This is a genomic window from Allobosea sp. LC85, from assembly GCF_000735605.1.
In the GTDB taxonomy this organism is placed as follows: Bacteria; Pseudomonadota; Alphaproteobacteria; order Rhizobiales; family Beijerinckiaceae; genus Allobosea.
Genome location: NZ_JPKG01000044.1, coordinates 88,671 through 105,456 on the forward strand (window position 1 = coordinate 88,671; position 16,786 = coordinate 105,456).

15 protein-coding genes are annotated in these 16,786 nt (G+C 65.0%); 2 read left to right on the top strand and 13 right to left on the bottom strand.

The window, feature by feature from the left end; genetic code table 11:
* Nucleotides 1–69: 69 nt before the first annotated feature.
* The 5 genes from FG93_RS20290 to FG93_RS20310 form a co-directional block, all read right to left on the bottom strand.
* Nucleotides 70–1,392, bottom strand: coding sequence for a flagellin (locus FG93_RS20290; RefSeq protein ID WP_043237633.1), 1,323 nt, complete (start codon nucleotides 1,390–1,392; stop codon nucleotides 70–72).
* Nucleotides 1,393–1,635: 243 nt separating this feature from the next.
* Nucleotides 1,636–2,097 carry a hypothetical protein gene (locus FG93_RS20295; protein WP_043237636.1) on the bottom strand — a complete coding sequence of 154 codons (462 nt, stop codon included), beginning with the start codon at nucleotides 2,095–2,097 and terminating at the stop codon, nucleotides 1,636–1,638.
* 214 nt (nucleotides 2,098–2,311) lie between these two features.
* Nucleotides 2,312–2,800 carry a hypothetical protein gene (locus tag FG93_RS20300; protein ID WP_052513978.1) on the bottom strand — a complete coding sequence of 163 codons (489 nt, stop codon included), beginning with the start codon at nucleotides 2,798–2,800 and terminating at the stop codon, nucleotides 2,312–2,314.
* The gene (locus FG93_RS20305; RefSeq protein WP_043237639.1) at nucleotides 2,787–3,155 is read right to left on the bottom strand and encodes a rod-binding protein; all 369 of its coding nucleotides are present in this window, start codon (nucleotides 3,153–3,155) and stop codon (nucleotides 2,787–2,789) included. The genes FG93_RS20300 and FG93_RS20305 overlap by 14 nt, the downstream gene beginning before the upstream one ends.
* A complete protein-coding gene (locus FG93_RS20310; protein WP_043237642.1) occupies nucleotides 3,155–4,288 on the bottom strand; it encodes a flagellar basal body P-ring protein FlgI in 1,134 nt (377 codons plus the stop codon). The genes FG93_RS20305 and FG93_RS20310 overlap by 1 nt, the downstream gene beginning before the upstream one ends.
* 227 nt (nucleotides 4,289–4,515) lie before the next feature.
* On the opposite strand from FG93_RS20310, the gene FG93_RS20315 reads away from it, so the two are divergent.
* Nucleotides 4,516–4,923: a flagellar assembly protein FliX gene (locus FG93_RS20315; RefSeq protein WP_152579529.1), complete on the top strand. Its 408-nt coding sequence runs from the start codon at nucleotides 4,516–4,518 to the stop codon at nucleotides 4,921–4,923.
* 194 nt (nucleotides 4,924–5,117) lie between these two features.
* Here the strand turns inward: FG93_RS20315 and FG93_RS20320 are convergent, their stop codons facing one another.
* The 3 genes from FG93_RS20320 to FG93_RS20330 form a co-directional block, all read right to left on the bottom strand.
* Nucleotides 5,118–5,663: a 2,4'-dihydroxyacetophenone dioxygenase family protein gene (locus tag FG93_RS20320; RefSeq protein WP_244448667.1), complete on the bottom strand. Its 546-nt coding sequence runs from the start codon at nucleotides 5,661–5,663 to the stop codon at nucleotides 5,118–5,120.
* Between the two features lie 105 nt (nucleotides 5,664–5,768).
* Nucleotides 5,769–6,491 (bottom strand): SDR family NAD(P)-dependent oxidoreductase, encoded by a 723-nt coding sequence (locus FG93_RS20325; protein WP_043237643.1) that lies wholly within the window; start codon nucleotides 6,489–6,491, stop codon nucleotides 5,769–5,771.
* Between the two features lie 62 nt (nucleotides 6,492–6,553).
* The gene (locus tag FG93_RS20330) at nucleotides 6,554–7,387 is read right to left on the bottom strand and encodes a hypothetical protein (RefSeq protein ID WP_152579530.1); all 834 of its coding nucleotides are present in this window, start codon (nucleotides 7,385–7,387) and stop codon (nucleotides 6,554–6,556) included.
* 215 nt (nucleotides 7,388–7,602) lie between these two features.
* Between FG93_RS20330 and FG93_RS20335 the strand changes: the two genes are divergently transcribed.
* Nucleotides 7,603–8,817, top strand: a complete 1,215-nt coding sequence (locus tag FG93_RS20335) for an NADP-dependent isocitrate dehydrogenase (protein ID WP_043237647.1) — start codon at nucleotides 7,603–7,605, stop codon at nucleotides 8,815–8,817.
* Nucleotides 8,818–9,003: 186 nt separating this feature from the next.
* Here the strand turns inward: FG93_RS20335 and FG93_RS20340 are convergent, their stop codons facing one another.
* The 5 genes from FG93_RS20340 to cckA form a co-directional block, all read right to left on the bottom strand.
* Nucleotides 9,004–9,648 carry a hypothetical protein gene (locus FG93_RS20340; protein WP_152579531.1) on the bottom strand — a complete coding sequence of 215 codons (645 nt, stop codon included), beginning with the start codon at nucleotides 9,646–9,648 and terminating at the stop codon, nucleotides 9,004–9,006.
* Nucleotides 9,649–9,675: 27 nt separating this feature from the next.
* Complete coding sequence (alaS, locus tag FG93_RS20345) at nucleotides 9,676–12,318, bottom strand: alanine--tRNA ligase (protein WP_043237651.1); 2,643 nt, start codon at nucleotides 12,316–12,318, stop codon at nucleotides 9,676–9,678.
* Between the two features lie 181 nt (nucleotides 12,319–12,499).
* The gene (recA, locus tag FG93_RS20350) at nucleotides 12,500–13,546 is read right to left on the bottom strand and encodes a recombinase RecA (protein WP_152579532.1); all 1,047 of its coding nucleotides are present in this window, start codon (nucleotides 13,544–13,546) and stop codon (nucleotides 12,500–12,502) included.
* Between the two features lie 164 nt (nucleotides 13,547–13,710).
* Nucleotides 13,711–14,190 carry a hypothetical protein gene (locus FG93_RS20355; protein ID WP_152579533.1) on the bottom strand — a complete coding sequence of 160 codons (480 nt, stop codon included), beginning with the start codon at nucleotides 14,188–14,190 and terminating at the stop codon, nucleotides 13,711–13,713.
* A gap of 58 nt (nucleotides 14,191–14,248) precedes the next feature.
* Complete coding sequence (gene cckA / locus FG93_RS20360; protein ID WP_043237658.1) at nucleotides 14,249–16,750, bottom strand: cell cycle histidine kinase CckA; 2,502 nt, start codon at nucleotides 16,748–16,750, stop codon at nucleotides 14,249–14,251.
* Nucleotides 16,751–16,786 lie beyond the last annotated feature (36 nt).

A 16,786-nucleotide genomic window follows, 5' to 3' on the forward strand; every position in this document is an offset into this window, starting at 1 on the left:
GCTTTCGCCCCGCCTCCCTTTGTCTTCGGCCCACATTCTGTGGGCAAGCCCGCTTCTGCGGACGAAGGATCAGAACAGGCGCAGGATCGCCTGGTCGCCCTGCGAGGCCATGGAGAGGGCGGTCTGCGAGAGCTGCTGACGGGTTTGCAGCGCGAGCAGGTTGGCGGCCTCTTCGTTGGAGTCGGCATTGACGAGGTTGTCGGCGCCGGCCGACAAGACGCCGGCGAGGTCCTTGGTGAAGTCCTGGCGGGTCTGCGCCACCGAGAGGTTCGCACCGAAGGTCGAGGCCAGCGACTTCAGCGAGGTCAGGGCGCCGGTCAGGGCCTTGGTCGCGCTTTCCAGATCGGAGTCGTTCTGGAAGTTGACGGAGCCGGCGAGCTGCGTGTTGCCGGCCTGGTTGATGCCGAGATTGGTGGCGCTCAGCGTTGTGCCCTGGATCTCCAGCTTGGACTGGTTCTTGCCGGTCTTTTCGTTGAACTGGATCGAGACCTTGTCGCCGGCCAGCAGGTTGACGCCGTTATAGCCGGAGTCCTTGGCGAGTTCGTCGATCTGCGTGCGCAGGTCGTTGAACTGCTGGATGAGGTTGGAACGGACGGCGGAAGTGATGCCCGACGAGGTGATCGTCGAAGTGCCGACCGCAGCGTCGAGAGCGCTGAAGCCGATTGCGGTGTTGCCACCGCCCGTGCCGGCCGCCGTCCGGGCAGCCGCAGCGTCTGCGCCGACGCCGAAGCCGAAATCGACGGCCTCCGAGCCGGTGCCCTTGACGTTGAGCTGGCCCTTTTCGTCGACGAAGGCAGTGGCGAGGCCCGACTTATTGATCTCGTTGACGAGATCGCGGACGGTCGCGTTGGCAACGGCGAAATCCGCCTCGTAGGTCGTGCTGCCGACCGTGATCGAAATCGCCGCCTGCGGGCTGGCCGAGGTGTCGATACCAATGTCACCGGGAGAGGAGGCGGTCGCGGCGGTCGCGACAGCATCGGCGCTGGCGAGCTTCTTGTCGAGGGCGATGTCCTTCAGGCTCTTGCTGGTCACAGCCGCTTCCGTGGCGGTGGCCAGAGCCGTGCCGGCCTTGGTCGGGCGGTTCTGAGCCGCGTCGGCCTGGGCCTGCTTCACCGTGGACTGCAGCGAGGTCACCAGCTTGGTGACGCCGTCGATGCCCTTGGAGGCAGCCTGAACGGTCTGGATGCCGTTCGAGATGCCGTCGAGCAGGCCCTTGAGCTGGCTCGAGCGATCATTCAGCGAAGCGGCGGTGAAGTAGTTGACCGGGCTGTCGACCGCGGTGTTGACCTTCTTGCCTGTGGCCAGCTTGAACTGGGTGGCCTGGGCGGCGGCAGCGGTCGACTGGAGGGTGGCGACCGAATTGCGGACAGCCGAAGAGAGCGAAATAGCCATAGTCTTTATACCTTCTGGTATGGTGCCATTCTGGCGTCATGGCCTTCTGGCCGCGACCCGAGGACACTCGGTCGCCAACCCGTAACGAGTGGTAAATTTCACCGGTCGAATTGCCGCCAGATTGGGCAAAGCCGCGGCATGGTTAAGCGCGCGATAAGACGGCGGCAGAGCTGAGTCGGGCCAAATGCAAAACGCCCGCGTGAGCGGGCGGTTGGAAGGCAAGCACGGGAAAGGTAGCCTATGTCAGGCGGTGCGCTCGATGTAGTGGTGCGCGCTGGTTTCGTCGGCAAGCCGCGCCTTCTCGGCGAGCTCGCGCGAATAGATGCGCAGCCGGAGCAGTGTCTCGTCAGGCAGTTGCGAAACGGTCTCGCCGGTCACCCTGTTCTTCTTCTGGATGACGACCTCGCGGGTGCGCGGCTCAATCACGATCCGACGCTCGATGAGATCGCGCAGATTTCGTTCGCGCTGGCGCGCCGCCTGCCTGTCCGACACGGCGTTCTGCTTCGCTGCGGCATCATCACGCCGGGCCTGTTCGGAGCGGGCCTGCAGGTCGAGCTGGACCGCTTCGCCCGCCGCCGCCGACTGGACGGTTTGCGCCGTCGGCAGTTCGACCGGGATGCTGCCCCTGGTCGCGGCCGCATCGCTTCTGGCGGTCACGTGATAGGCGCCGACCGCCGTCGCTCTCGTCGAAGCACCGAAATCCATCGCTCACTCCTTCTGGAGTCGGACAACAGCCGCCTCTAGCGACCATGATGCGAAGGGCGCGGACAAGCCGCACCTTTCGCATCATTGCGACAATGGCTTCGAAGATTGAATCTTCCGTAAGGAGATTAGGTAAATTTTGACGATTGCCGTGGCAGCCGCTGCTTCGGCGCGCAGCTCCTTACGGGGAAATACAGTTTCTCTGCCTTCCGGCGGATCAGAGACTGCGCGAGATCACGAGCGGTCCGGAGTTCGGACGGACAAAGGCGCCGGCTCCCACAATTGCCGTCGGTCCGTAGCCGGCAGCTCGCATCGGACGATTCGCCTCGGAGGCGAGATCGCGGACGATCGATTCCGAGACGGCCCGCGCGGTGGCGAGCACGATCTGGTTGATCTCGATCAGGTCCTGGAATGCGACATGGGCGGACTTCAGGCGCTTGACCTGATCGGGAACGAAGCGCGCCAGTGCCACCGCGTTCAACTTCACCTGCTCGACGCCGCGCATATAGATGCCGGCGAGCTCGGTCTTGCGGGGCTCGCGTTCCATCGCGTCCGACAATTTGCCGGCGCGGACCAGTTCGGTTTCCTCGCCGACGACATGGGACAGCGCCCCAAGCGTCTCCAGTACGGCTTCGATCAGCGCCTGTGCCTCGAGAGCACTCGCGATGCGCGGCCGTTCGTCCAGTACGCGCCTAGCCAGCGACACGGGCAGCTCCGGTCGTCGTCGTGGCGGTGGCCTGTTCCTGGATCTGCAGCAGGCTGCGCATGATCGGATCGGACAGGCCGATGCCGCCGGCGCGCTGCAGGTTGCGGGCATATTCCTGCGTCAGCATCGAGCGATAGACACCACCGCCGGTGCCGTTCTCTCCGAGCGGTCCCTCGGTTTCGCTGGAGGCCATCAGCTTGTCCGTGACCTGTTCGAGGAAGACGGTCTCGAACTCGTCGGCCTGCTTCTTGGCCTTTGCCTTGGCGGGATCGAGCGCGTTCGCGAGGCCGTTGACGAGGCTTCCGGCAACACCGAGCGCGAGTTTCGCAGCGGGGAGGGCGAGTGCGGCGGTCATTACATCACCTCGATTTCTGCCTGGAGGGCGCCGGCGGCCTTGATCGCCTGAAGGATGGAGATCATGTCGCGCGGGCCGATTCCGAGGGCGTTCAGTCCGTCGACGAGCTCGGCGAGCGTCACGCTCTCCTTGACGAGGGCGAGCTTGTTGCCGCCTTCGGTGTCGACCTTGACGTTGGTGCGGGGCACGACCGTGGTGCGACCACGGGCGAAGGGTTCGGGCTGGCTGACTTCCGGCTGCTCGCTGATCGTCACGGTCAGGTTGCCCTGCGCGACGGCGACGGTGGAGACGCGGACATCCTTGCCCATGACGATGATGCCGGAGCGCTCGTCGATGACGATGCGGGCGAGCTGGTCGGGCTCGACGCGCAGCTGCTCGATCTCGGTCAGCATGCGGATCATGTTGCCCTGGAAGCGCGGCGGAATCTGCAGCACGACGGTCGAGGGATCGGTGGGTTCAGCCGCATCGCCACCCAGGAAGTCATTGATGGCAGCGGCGACGCGGCGCGCTGTCGTGAAATCCGGGTTGCGCAGCGAGAGCCGCAGCGTCTTCAGCTTGTTCAGCGCGAAGTCGATCTCGCGTTCGACCAGACCGCCATTGGCGATGCGGCCGACGGTCGGCACGCCGCGCGTGATCTTGGCGGCGTCACCCTCGGCGGAGAAGCCGGAGATCGCGACCGGCCCCTGCGAGACGGCATAAACCTCGCCATCGGCGCCGAGCAACGGGGTCGCGAGCAGCGTGCCGCCCTGAAGCGACTTGGAGTCACCCAGCGCAGAGACCGTGACATCGAGGCGTGTGCCCTGGGTCGCGAAGGGCGGCAGGTTCGCGGTCACCATCACGGCGGCGACATTGGCGGTGCGCATATTGGCGCCGCGCGTATTGACGCCGAGCCGCTCCAGCATCGCCTGCAGCGACTGCTTGGTGAAGGGCGTATTGTTGAGCGTGTCGCCCGTGCCGTTGAGGCCGACGACGATGCCATAGCCGAGGATCTGGTTGCTGCGCACGCCTTCGACTGCGGCGAGGTCCTTGATGCGGGACAGCGCCTGCGCCGGCTCGGCCGCCCATGACAGGCCGATGGCCAGCAGCGCGGCCAGCGGCGTCACGAGGCGTTTCAGGGAGGGCAGGCGAACCATCGGGCACCGGCATGAATGAGGCAGTAGCGGCTCATGCCCTGCGAGGGGCATGCCAACTTCCGGTTCGCTGAAAATCCTTATTTGCCAGATAGTTGCGATATTGGTTCTGTTTGGCGATTGCCGTCGTCGCTATGTGGTTCCTGCCGGGTCGGCAGTTTTTGCCGGGCGATTTACCGCTTGTTAACCATGCCGGTCCAAGGCTTGGCGCATCGTCAACCGAGGCCGTCATGATCCGTATCGACCCGCGCACGCCCGTCATCGGGGCAGGCTCGGCCAGCCAGACCCGGCGGGCCGGCGCGTCGTCGTTCTCATTGCCCGGCCGTGAATCCGCGACGGCGACACAGGGCAGTACGGTCAACAATACGGGCTCGCTCGACCTCCTGCTCGCGGTCCAGGCCGAAGGCGATGCGCAGGAGCGCAAGAAGCGCCAGGCAAGGCGTGGGCATGATCTGCTCGACGGGCTCGACAGGCTGAAGGCTGCGCTCCTCTCCGGACGCGTCCAGATTGCCGAGCTCGAACGCCTCAAGACGACGCTCTCGTTGCGTCGCGAGACCACCGATGATCCGCGCCTCGATGATGTGCTGGCTCATATCGAGCTGCGTGCGGCGGTCGAGCTCGCCAAGCTCGGACGCTGACGTCTCGACCTGCCACCGATATCTCACCGGGACTGATCCATGCGCGGGGTGCCACCGCGAAACTCTGCCGCGCTATTGGGTGTTGGTCACGGGTAGCCCAGGGGGCGCCGCGCTATTGAACCGAGGCGTGTCTATCCGGCATGGAGTCCGGGACAGGCCCGCGTGCCGGTATGCGCGCGGGCACAGCGACGTCGTCAGCGAATGAACTGGTCCGCGTAATCCGCTCCGAGCCCGTTGCTCGCGTAATGCGCGCGGCACTTGTCGATGCGCGTGAAGACGTCGTCATAGCCCAGGCACTTGCCGTCGGGATCGACATAGATCATCGCGCCATTGACCTGGAACATGGTGATCATCTCTTCGACGTCAGGGTCGACGACGAGCGTATGGGTCTCGCCCGGCGCCTCGTAGACATAGGACCCCTCGGTCGCGACCCAGTCGTGCTCCAGGTAGCGCCACTTTCCCTTGAGGACATAGCCGTGCACGGGCAGTGGGTGGCGGTGGCGCGAGAGCACGCCGGCGCGACGCACCTTCAGGAGGTTCATCCAGTAGCCGCGCGTCACGCAGAAGAGCAGCGGGCGGAACCAGACATTGTCATCGACCGGCACCCAGACCCGCTCGTCGGTCGGAATGACATTGGGCACGATCAGTTCGGGAGGGGAATCCTTCGGTTGAGCGTGGCGATAGGGCGTCCAACGCTCCTCGACACTCGCCTCGACGGGCATGGGGTTCGGTTCGGTCATGGGGTTTCTCGCTTGAGGTGTTGATTCAAGTCGTTGCCGGAGTGATTCCGGAAGCGTTTGCATGTCATTGCCGTGTTTGGCGTTTCTGGTGCCGATGCGGGTGTGTCAGACGGCCAGGTACCCGCCATCGACGGGCAAAATGGCACCCGTCACGAACCTGGCCGCGTCCGAGAGCAGGAAGGCGATGGCGCCGCCGACATCGCTGGGTTCGCCCCAGCGGGCTTGCGGCGTGCGCGCCAGGATCGGTGCCGAACGGGCAGCATCCTCGACCAGCGGCCTGGTCAACTCGGTCGCGATCCAGCCGGGAGCAACGGCGTTGACGCGGATGCCTTCAGAGGCCCAGGCGGCGGCGAGCGACTTGGTGAGCTGGCCGATGCCGCCCTTCGATGCGGCGTAGCCCGGGGCGAGGGGCGAGCCGTGGAAGGTCAGCATGGAGGCGATGTTGACGATTGCTCCGCCATTGGCGGCGAGCTTGTCCCTGGCCGCAAGGCACATCCGCATCGAGCCGGTGAGATTGACCTCGACCGTCAGGCGAAAGGCCTCGATCTCGAATTCCTTGCCGCCGCGCTGGATCATGCCGGCGCAGTTCACCAGCGCATCGAGCCGGGGGCAGAGCGCGACGACGGCCGCGACCTGATCATCCCTGGTCACATCGAGCTTGGCGTGACGGATTGCGGGGTGAGGCGGGGACGCCGCGACCTCCTCATCGGTGAGGCCGGTGGCGATGACCTCGTAACCGGCCTGGGCGAGAGCAAGCGCAGCACCTGCGCCGATGCCGCGCGTGCCGCCGGTTACGAGAGCGAATTTGGGAGCGGGAGTCTCTGTCATGCCCCAAGGCTAGAGCGACCGGCGCGATCACGGAAGCCCGGCAAAGGCAGGGCAGGGTCCCTTCATTCGAGGCTGTATTTCAGGCGCAGCAGGGCGGTGCCGCGCGTCGCAAATTGGCTCGCGACGAGCGGCATCTGACGGGCCAGTGCCAGATCGAGCGAGGCCTCCCAGGAGAGATCCGCCAGAGCTGCGAGATCGGCGCTCAATTTGACCTCCGGCACGAGCGTCGAGTGCGGGCCGCCGTCGGGGGCGAAGACGTAGCCGCCCGCCATGGAGAGCTGCGAGCTCATGGTCAGGTGCTGAAGGAGCTGGTGGCGGAAACCGACCAGCAGATTGGCATTCTGCTCGGGCTTACCGGCCGTGCTGCTGCCGCCGCCTGTCGAGATCGTCCAGATGAAGCCCGGTCCCTTGTTGGCAATGGGCCGGGCCAAACGCCAGTCGATGCGAGCGTCACCGACTTGCTCGCGCCCAGGAGGTGCAATCAGCTTGGTCGAGATCGAAAAGGTATCGGCGCCGAGCTGGAGGCCGACACTGCGCTCGGGAGTGGAGCCTGCCGGGCCGCGCAGCGTCGAGAAGCCCTGGCGAATGACGCTGATGGGGACTTCCCTGCGCAACTGCCTGTTGGCTTTCGGGGCGGCAGGCCAGTTTGCGCGCCCGCTCAGAGCCGGATCGAACGGCAGGGCGTCCAGATCGTCCTGGGCTTCCTGAGCCTGTGGTTCGACCGTGTCCTCGGGCTCTTCGTGCGTGAGAATGGGTTTGGGGATGGGGAAGCGCAGGCTGTAGGCGCCGTCGTCATTGGCCCTTGCGGCCCATCCCGTCACGAGCAGGACCGCGACGATGCCGGTCCGCGCCCCGTAGGGCCGGCCAGCACGAATTCCGCGGAGACGGTGAGACAAAGTCGGCATTCTTGTTCGGCAGCGATCGGAAACCAAAGCTAGAACGGGAAGGTGCAGTTTTTGCGGCAGTGCAGCATGAGGCCTTGGGCAACTCGGCCAAAAGCCGCGCTTCCCCAGTGGCACGTAACCCGCTAGGAAGCGCGCGGGCGGGCTGCGGAGCTATGGCTGCAGCCCGGAAACGTTCCAGACTGGCCAGCAGCAGGGGTCGAAATCACATGAGCAAGATCAAGGTCGCCAATCCCGTCGTCGACATGGACGGCGACGAGATGACCCGCATCATCTGGCAGAAGATCAAGGACACGCTGATCTTCCCCTATCTGGACCTCGAGCTGGATTATTACGACCTGTCCGTCGAGAACCGCGACGCGACCAACGACCAGGTCACAATCGATGCCGCCAATGCCACCAAGAAGCATGGCGTCGCGGTGAAGTGCGCCACCATCACCCCGGACGAGGGCCGGGTGAAGGAGTTCAACCTCAAGCAGATGTGGAAGTCGCCGAACGGCACGATCCGCAACATCCTCGGCGGCGTCATCTTCCGCGAGCCGATCATCTGCAAGAACGTGCCGCGCCTCGTGCCGGGCTGGACGCAGCCGATCGTCATCGGCCGCCACGCCTATGGCGACCAGTACCGCGCCACCGACTTCAAGTTCCCCGGCAAGGGCACGCTCTCGATCAAGTTCGTGGGCGACGACGGCGCCGTCATCGAGAAGGAGGTCTTCAAGGCTCCCGAGGCCGGCGTCGCCATGGCGATGTACAATCTCGACGACTCGATCCGCGATTTCGCTCGCGCTTCGCTGAACTACGGCCTCATCCGCAAGTACCCGGTCTATCTCTCGACCAAGAACACCATCCTCAAGACCTATGACGGCCGCTTCAAGGACATCTTCGAGGAGATCTACCAGGCCGAGTTCAAGGCCGAATTCGACAAGCTCGGCATCACCTATGAGCACCGCCTGATCGACGACATGGTCGCCTCGGCGATGAAGTGGTCGGGCGGCTATGTCTGGGCCTGCAAGAACTACGATGGCGACGTGCAGTCCGACACCGTGGCGCAGGGTTTTGGCTCGCTCGGCCTGATGACCTCGGTGCTGATGACGCCGGATGGCAAGACCGTCGAGGCGGAAGCCGCTCACGGCACGGTGACGCGCCATTATCGCGAGCATCAGAAGGGCAGGGAGACCTCGACCAACTCGATCGCCTCGATCTTTGCCTGGACGCGTGGCCTCAGCCACCGCGCCAAGCTCGACAACAATGCCGAGCTCGCCAAGTTCGCAATGCTGCTTGAGAAGGTCACGGTTGACACCGTCGAGGCCGGTGACATGACCAAGGATCTGGCGCTGCTGGTCGGTCCCGACCAGAAGTTCCTCTCGACCACCGGCTTCCTCGAGAAGGTCAGCGAGAATATGCGCAAGGCGATGGCTGCCTGAGCTCATCGACCCTGATGGAATGACCTGAAGCGCCCGGATCCCGATCCGGGCGCTTTTTTTCTGTCGGGGCCAAGGTGAATGCGCAACACAGGATATTGTGCCGATGCGGGGCAAGCCAACCGCCCGCGTGACGCCAGTGGCGGGATGATTTGCGCGCGATACCCGGGCACATGCCCGGGAGTGTTGCTATTCGACCATGAAAGGGCGGCGAGCGAGGATACGCTGGCCGCTCAGCGGCGCGTCCATGACATAGCGAAGTTCATAGCTGCCCGGCTTGTCCGGCACTTCCAGCATCGCTTCAACATTCTCGGCTGGAAAGAAAGAGGGCCCCGTCGCGTCAACGGCTGCATCCGGCGCCGTGATGACGACGCGATCGCGCTCGCCATTGGGGCCGATACCGCGAACCGGGACGCTTGCCTTGGCCTTGGCGCGGTCGGGCGCCGACAAGGTGGCTGAAGGAGACGTGGTTGCCAGGGGCTGCCGGGCCAGGATTTCGGGCTTGCCGGAATCCAGGCGAACGAGGCGGAGTTCATAGCTGCCGGGCTCGCCGGGGGTCGTGATCGCGGTTGCCGAGACGGCGCCGAGAATGACCGAGACGATGGCAGATTCAGCCGGATCGCTCGGGCGCGCGATGGCGAGCTGCGATTGTGCCGGTGCCTTGCTGGCGAAGACGGTGAGCATCGAGCCGGCCATCGCGCTACGCGAGGCCGACAGGGTTGGCTGGGCCGGTTGGGCCGGCGCAGCAGGGCGAGGGCGCACCTGCTGGGCAAAGCCCGGCGTGCTCGCTGCCACCAGGGCAAGAGCAATGGTGGCGGCGAGACGATATTGCACCTCGTCTTCTCCGTCGTCCGAACCCGGTCAGCTCATTGCGGCTGCGACGGCGTCGAGCGCAGCCTGCGCCTTGGCTCCGTCGGGACCACCGGCCTGCGCCATGTCGCGGCGCCCGCCACCGCCCTTGCCGCCCAGCTGCTCGGAGGCGGCGCGCACCAGCGCCACCGCGTCGAAGCGCGAAGTCAGATCCTCGGTAACACCGACGACGACACCGGCCTTGCCGTCTTCCGCAACACCGACAATGGCGACGACGCCCGAACCGACGCGGGACTTGGCTTCGTCGGCGAGGCTCTTCAGATCCTTCATCTCGACGCCGGTGACGGCGCGGGCCAGCAGCTTGGCGCCCGATATCTCGCGGATCGGATCCTCGGCAGCGCCGCCGCCGCCCATGGCGAGCTTCTTGCGCGCCTCGGTGAGTTCGCGGTCAAGCTTGCGGCGTTCCTCGACCAGGGCGGCGAGGCGTGCCTCGGCCTCGGCCGCTGGAACCTTGAGCAGGCCCGCAAGGTCGCGCAGACGCCTGGCATCGGTGTTGAGCTGGCGTCGGGCTTCCATGCCCGTCACCGCCTCGAGACGGCGCACGCCGGCTGCGACTGCGCTTTCGCCGGCGATGCTGACGATGCCGATATCGCCGGTGCGAGAAACATGGGTGCCGCCGCAGAGTTCGACCGAGAAGGCCTTGCCGGCCTCGGTTGTGCCCATCGAGACGACACGGACCTCGTCGCCGTATTTTTCACCGAACAATGCGCGCGCACCCGAGGCGATGGCCTCGTCGACGCTCATCAGATGCGTCGCCACCGGTTCGTTCCGCAGCACCGCGGCGTTGGCGATATCCTCGACCTGAGCCAGCTCGGCCTCGGAGATCGGCTTGGGGTGTGAGAAGTCGAAGCGTAGCCGCTCGGGCGAAACCAGCGAGCCCTTCTGGGCGACATGGTCGCCAAGGACGAGCCGGAGCGCCTCATGCAGCAGGTGGGTTGCGGAGTGGTTGGCGCGAATGGTGCTCCGGCGAGTGTGATCGACCGTAAGCTCGGCCGGCACGCCGAGCTTGATTTCGCCCGAGGTGACCTTGACCGCGTGGGCGAAGATATCGCCGAGTTTCTTCTGCACATCCGAAACCTGTGCTGCAAAGCCCGCCCCGGTGATCATGCCGGTGTCGCCAACCTGGCCACCGGATTCGCCATAGAACGGGGTCTGGTTGAGCACGACAAAACCTGTCTCGCCGGCCTTCAGGCTCTCGACTTCCGCATTGTCGCGGATCAGCGCGGTGACGACGCCCTCGGCCGTCTCCGTGTCGTAGCCGAGGAATTCGGTGGCGCCGACGCGGTCACGCAGCGGGAACCAGAGCTTTTCCGTCGCTGCCTCGCCGGTGCCGGACCAGGCGGCGCGCGCCTTCGCCTTCTGCTGCTGCATCGCCGCGTCAAAACCGTCGAGATCGACGCCGATGTCACGGGCGCGGAGCGCATCCTGGGTCAGGTCGAGCGGGAAGCCATAGGTATCATAAAGCGTGAAGGCGACGTCGCCCTTTAGCTTCTGGCCGGCGCCGAGATCCTTGGCGGCATCGTCCAGGATCGAGAGGCCGCGCGCCAGCGTGGTGCGGAAACGGCTCTCCTCGAGCTTCAGCGTCTCGGTGATCAGGGCCTCTGCACGCAGCAGTTCGGGATAGGCTTGGCCCATTTCGCGGGCCAGGGCCGGCACGAGCCGGTGAAGCAACGGTTCCTTGGCGCCCAGCAACTGGGCATGACGCATGCCGCGACGCATGATGCGGCGCAGGACATAGCCGCGGCCTTCGTTCGAGGGCAGAACACCGTCGGCGATCAGGAAGGCAGAGCAGCGCAGGTGGTCGGCGATGACACGGTGGCTCGCCTTCATCGGCCCGTCCGACGAGACCGATGTCATGTCCGCGATGGCGCGGATCAGGGTCGCGAAGAGATCGATCTCGTAATTGTCATGCGTGCCCTGAAGCACGGCGGCGACACGCTCCAACCCCATGCCGGTGTCGATCGAGGGATGCGGCAGATTGGTGCGGATGCCGCCTGCGGCCTCCTCATACTGCATGAAGACGAGGTTCCAGATCTCGATGAAGCGGTCGCCGTCCTCATCGGGCGAGCCGGGAGGGCCGCCGGGGATATGGTCGCCATGATCGTAGAAGATCTCGGAGCAGGGGCCGCAGGGGCCGGTATCGCCCATGCGCCAGAAATTGTCCGAGGTCGGAATCCGAATGATCTTCGAATCCGAAAGGCCGGCGATCTTCTTCCAGAGCGCGTGCGCCTCGTCATCCTCGGAATAGACTGTGACGGTCAGCTTTTCCTTCGGCAGGCCGAACTCGCGCGTGACCAGCGTCCAGGCGTGGGTGATCGCCTGCTCCTTGAAATAGTCGCCGAAGGAGAAGTTCCCCAGCATCTCGAAGAAGGTGTGGTGGCGTGCGGTGTAGCCGACATTGTCGAGATCATTGTGCTTGCCACCGGCGCGCACGCATTTCTGTGCGGTCGTGGCGCGCTGATAGGAGCGCTTTTCCTGCCCGGTGAAGACGTTCTTGAACTGGACCATCCCTGAATTGGCGAACATCAGCGTCGGGTCGTTGCGTGGCACGAGCGGGCTCGACGGCACCACCTCATGGCCGTTCGCCTTGAAATAATCGAGGAAGGTGGACCTGATCTCGTTGACGCCGCTCATCGCAATTCGAACTCTGCTTCAGGATGGGTGGCCGGGCGGGCCTGCTCGTGGGGATCGGTTCTAGTCAGCGGCTTTGCGCCTGTCCAGAAATCCCGTGACAAGGCCTTGGCGCATAAAAGAAACGGGCGGCCCCGAAAGGCCGCCCGGCGAAAATACCCTGCCGCTGGCGCGCAGACGAGGCTCAGGCATCGCCCTCGTCGAGATCATCGTCGGTCGGCGTGGCCTCATCGAGGATGCGATCGGCAACGAGCCCGGAATTCTGCCGGATCGTGGCCTCGATGCGCGCCGCGACGTCCGGATTAGCCCTGAGGAAGGATTTGGCGTTCTCGCGGCCCTGGCCAAGGCGCTGGCTGTCGAAGGAAAACCAGGCTCCGGCCTTCTCGACCATGCCGGCCTTGACGCCGAGGTCGATCAGTTCGCCGACCTTCGAGATGCCCTCGCCGAACATGATGTCGAACTCGACCTGCTTGAAGGGCGGCGCCACCTTGTTCTTGACGACCTTGACACGGACCTGGTTGCCGGTGGCCTCGTCGCGCTCCTTCAGCGTCGAGACGCGGCGAATGTCGAGGCGCACCGAGGCGTAGAATTTCAGGGCATTGCCGCCGGTCGTGGTTTCGGGCGAGCCATACATCACGCCGATCTTCATGCGGATCTGGTTGATGAAGATGACCATGCAGTTCGAGCGCGAGATCGACGCCGTAAGCTTGCGCAAGGCCTGGCTCATTAGGCGTGCCTGGAGGCCGGGCTGGACATCGCCCATTTCGCCTTCGATCTCGGCGCGGGGCGTGAGGGCCGCAACGGAGTCGACCACCAGCACATCGATGGCGCCGGAGCGAACCAGGGTGTCGGTGATCTCGAGCGCCTGCTCGCCGGTATCGGGCTGCGAGATCAGGAGGTCGTCAAGATTGACGCCCAGCTTGCGGGCATAGACCGGGTCGAGTGCGTGTTCGGCATCGACGAATGCGCAAACGCCGCCCTTCTTCTGAGCCTCGGCAATGGTGTGGAGCGCGAGCGTGGTCTTGCCGGAGGACTCAGGTCCGTAAATCTCGATGACGCGGCCCCTGGGGAGCCCGCCGACGCCGAGCGCGATATCGAGCCCGAGCGAGCCGGTCGAGATGGTCTCGATCTCGATCGCCTGCTGGTTCTTGCCCAGGCGCATGATCGAGCCCTTGCCGAAAGCCCGTTCGATCTGCGAGAGCGCCGCATCGAGCGCCTTGGCCTTGTCCATCGAAGAGCCTTCCACGAGCCGGAGATTTGCCTGATTCACAACGTGCGCTCCTTATGGCAGGGGCGCGATCACTTCTCAATGTGCGCCGTGAGCAAATATGGTCACGGTTTGTTCTTGCCTTCAAGTTCTTTTTTTGTTCTCGTTCGTGGCCTTCCCCTATCTGTTCAAATCCGATGGTCGTCTTTCGGCTGCATGGCCCGGATCTGCATGGCGTTGCCGAGCCGCTCCAGTTCCAGCGTGTAGCAGTAGAGCGCGAAGAGGATGGCAAGCAGGAGCGCGCTACGCCAGCTCAGATCGAGATAGCCGAGATCAAGTTCCGGGACGTGCCGCAGATAGTAGAGCGAGAACAGCGCTCCGCCGAAGACGAAGCCGATCCTTGCGGCGAAGGAGAAGAAATGGCCGATCACCAGACTGCTGTAGGTGCCGGGGATGGTCACATGGCGCTGGCGCCACCAGTAGCACGCCTGGCCGATCAGGGTCGCCAGCACGATCTGCACGGCGCTGCCGGTAGAGGTGGCGATGACCGTTCCCAGATTGTCGAGCAGCAGGCGAAAGGCGGCCCGTACATTGTAAAGCACAACGATCGCACACAGGGTCTGGGCGAAAAACAGGACCAGATACCTGCGTGAATTCCCGTCTGACATTGCGCTGCCCGCTTCGTTCGTGGACGCTGCTCCTCCGTTGCCGGCGCAGTCCCGCGTCTCAGCTCATCGCGGCCTTCACCGTCTCGACCAGCTGCTTCATCGTGAAGGGCTTGGGCAGGAAGTGGAACTGCTCGCCTTCCGGCAGGTTCTTGCGGAACGCTTCCTCCGCGTAGCCGGAGACGAAGACGACCTTGGTGGCCGGGTTGCGCTGACGCAACTCACCAAGGAGGGTCGGCCCGTCCATCTCGGGCATGACCACGTCGGAGACGACGAGATCGATCTTGCCGTCGTGCTTGAGGAAGATATCGAGAGCCTCCACGCCCGAGGCCGCCTCGTGCACGGTATAGCCGCGCGAGATCAGCATGCGGGCATTGAGCGCACGCACCGCGTCCTCGTCCTCGACCAGAAGGATGACGCCGGCGCCGGTATGATCGGCTGCGACCTTCTTGGGCGCCTCCTTGGCGGCGTTATCGGCGGCGATCTCCTCTTCGGTCGGCACATGACGCGGCAGGAAAATGCGGAAGGTCGTGCCCTTGCCGAGGGTCGAATCGACGAAGACGAAGCCGCCGGTCTGCTTGACGATGCCATAGACCATGGAGAGGCCGAGGCCCGTGCCCTTGCCGACCTCCTTGGTGGTGAAGAAGGGCTCGAAGATCTTGTCGAGATGCTCGGCCGGGATGCCGGTGCCGCTGTCCTCGACCTCGAGCATCACATAGTCGGCGGCAGGCAGGGCCTGGTGGCCGAAGCCGGCGCATTCCTCCGCTGCGACATTGCGCGTGCGGACCTGCAACTTGCCGCCGTCCTGCATGGCATCGCGCGCATTGACCGCGAGATTGACGATGACCTGTTCGAGCTGACCGAGATCGGCCTTGACCGACCAGAGGTCGCGGCCCTGGCGAATGTCGAGCGAGACCTTGTCGGCGACGACACGCTTCAGCATAAGCGAGAGATCGGAGAGCACATCGCCGAGCTCGAGGACCTGCGGGCGCAGCGTCTGGCGGCGCGAGAAGGCGAGCAACTGCCGGACCAGCGAGGCTGCCCGGTAGGCGTTCTGCTTGATCTGCATGATGTCCGGAAAGGACGGATCGGTCGGCTTGTGGCTGGCGAGCAGGAACTCGGACGCGTTGATGATGACCTGGAGGACGTTGTTGAAATCGTGCGCGATGCCGCCGGCGAGTTGGCCGACGGCCTGCATCTTCTGGGCCTGGTCGATATTGTCCTTGAGCTTGCGCTCGGACGTGGTCTCCAGCGCATAGACGATGGCGCGCTCGCCATCGCCGTCCTCGGCCGCTGCGACCGGCGAGAGATAGAGTCTGGCGGAGCGCCCGTCCTCGCCCGAGAGATTGGCGTCGAGCGGGGCGATATCGCTGCTGCCGGCCATTGTTGCCGCGAGCGCCTCGTCAAGGCTGCTCGGGGCGACGAGGTCCTGGATCGTCGCCGGCTGGCGGCCATGCTGCGTCAGCCGGGCGAACGCGGCGTTCGAGCGCAGGATCGCGCCGTTGCGGTCAACGGTGGCGATGGCCATCGGCGTCGAGTGGAAGAAGCGCGCAAAGCGCACTTCGGCATCGCTGTTGCCGTCGGAGCCGGCTTCACCCGCCGTCCTGTTGAGCACGAGGGTGCGTGAGGGGCCCGCGCGGCTGTCGCTGCCGAAGGCGACCTGATGGTGCAGCCTGACCGGCAGGGTCGTGCCATTGCGCCGGCGCAGATCGACATCGAGAACCTCGACGCGGACATCGCCGGGCTGACCGCGAATGGCCTGGATCAGGGCGGCTGCGTTCGAGGTTGCGATGTCGTCGAGATGCAGTCCGCCCGAGCCGAAACGGGCGAGGTCGTAGTCGAGCCAGCCTGAGAGCGTGGCGTTGAGATAGGGCACTTCGCCGTCAGCGTCGATCGAGAGGAAGCCGGCCGGAGCGTGGTCGAGATAGTCGATCGCGTGCTGGAGTTCCTGGAAGGCGTTCTCCTGGCGCTCCCGCTCGGGTGTCACGTCGGAGACGCTCCAGAGCATGGCGGGCTTGCCCTCGCGACGCACGGGGGAAACGCGGATCCGATACCAGCCGACCGTGTCGCGACCATTCAACGCGGGCTCGAGCCGGACTTCCTCCGCCAGCCGGCGGCCTTCGCGTGCAGCGGTCGCCAAACGGTAAATCGCTTCCGACACCTCCGGGCGGCCGGTAAACAGGCGCTCGACGGGCTTGATGTCGCTGGCCCCGCGGGCTCCGGCGAGCGCCAGATAGGTTTCGTTGGCGTAGACGATGCGGTTCTCGCCCTCGGTGACGACGACGCCATCATCGGCGCTGTCGACGATGGCCTTGGTCAGGTCGTTACGCGCCGCGCGGCCCGAAAACTGAACGAGGCCGATGGAGAAGGCGAAGAGACCGAAGACGCCGATCACCGAAAGCAGGGCCAGCAGGCCCAGGATCAGCGGCTGCGACCATTCATTGGCGATGAAGCCAAGCGCGATCGCGGCTCCGACGAGCAAGCCGGCGACAAGCAGGATCAGGCCAATACGGCCCGGCTTGTCGGAGCGATCGATCGCGGTTGTCGCCGTGGTTCCGCTCATGCGGCTGGTCCGTCCCGTTTCACGCCTCCTCGCCGC

Coding starts and splice junctions, on each gene's coding strand:
- FG93_RS20355 (WP_152579533.1), bottom strand. CDS start 14,190: ATGTCAGACGGGAATTCACGCAGGTATCTGGTCCTGTTTTTCGCCCAG.
- cckA (WP_043237658.1), bottom strand. CDS start 16,750: ATGAGCGGAACCACGGCGACAACCGCGATCGATCGCTCCGACAAGCCG.
- FG93_RS20315 (WP_152579529.1), top strand. CDS start 4,516: ATGATCCGTATCGACCCGCGCACGCCCGTCATCGGGGCAGGCTCGGCC.
- alaS (WP_043237651.1), bottom strand. CDS start 12,318: ATGAGCGGCGTCAACGAGATCAGGTCCACCTTCCTCGATTATTTCAAG.
- FG93_RS20310 (WP_043237642.1), bottom strand. CDS start 4,288: ATGGTTCGCCTGCCCTCCCTGAAACGCCTCGTGACGCCGCTGGCCGCG.
- FG93_RS20295 (WP_043237636.1), bottom strand. CDS start 2,097: ATGGATTTCGGTGCTTCGACGAGAGCGACGGCGGTCGGCGCCTATCAC.
- recA (WP_152579532.1), bottom strand. CDS start 13,546: ATGGACAAGGCCAAGGCGCTCGATGCGGCGCTCTCGCAGATCGAACGG.
- FG93_RS20335 (WP_043237647.1), top strand. CDS start 7,603: ATGAGCAAGATCAAGGTCGCCAATCCCGTCGTCGACATGGACGGCGAC.
- FG93_RS20320 (WP_244448667.1), bottom strand. CDS start 5,663: ATGACCGAACCGAACCCCATGCCCGTCGAGGCGAGTGTCGAGGAGCGT.
- FG93_RS20290 (WP_043237633.1), bottom strand. CDS start 1,392: ATGGCTATTTCGCTCTCTTCGGCTGTCCGCAATTCGGTCGCCACCCTC.
- FG93_RS20305 (WP_043237639.1), bottom strand. CDS start 3,155: ATGACCGCCGCACTCGCCCTCCCCGCTGCGAAACTCGCGCTCGGTGTT.
- FG93_RS20325 (WP_043237643.1), bottom strand. CDS start 6,491: ATGACAGAGACTCCCGCTCCCAAATTCGCTCTCGTAACCGGCGGCACG.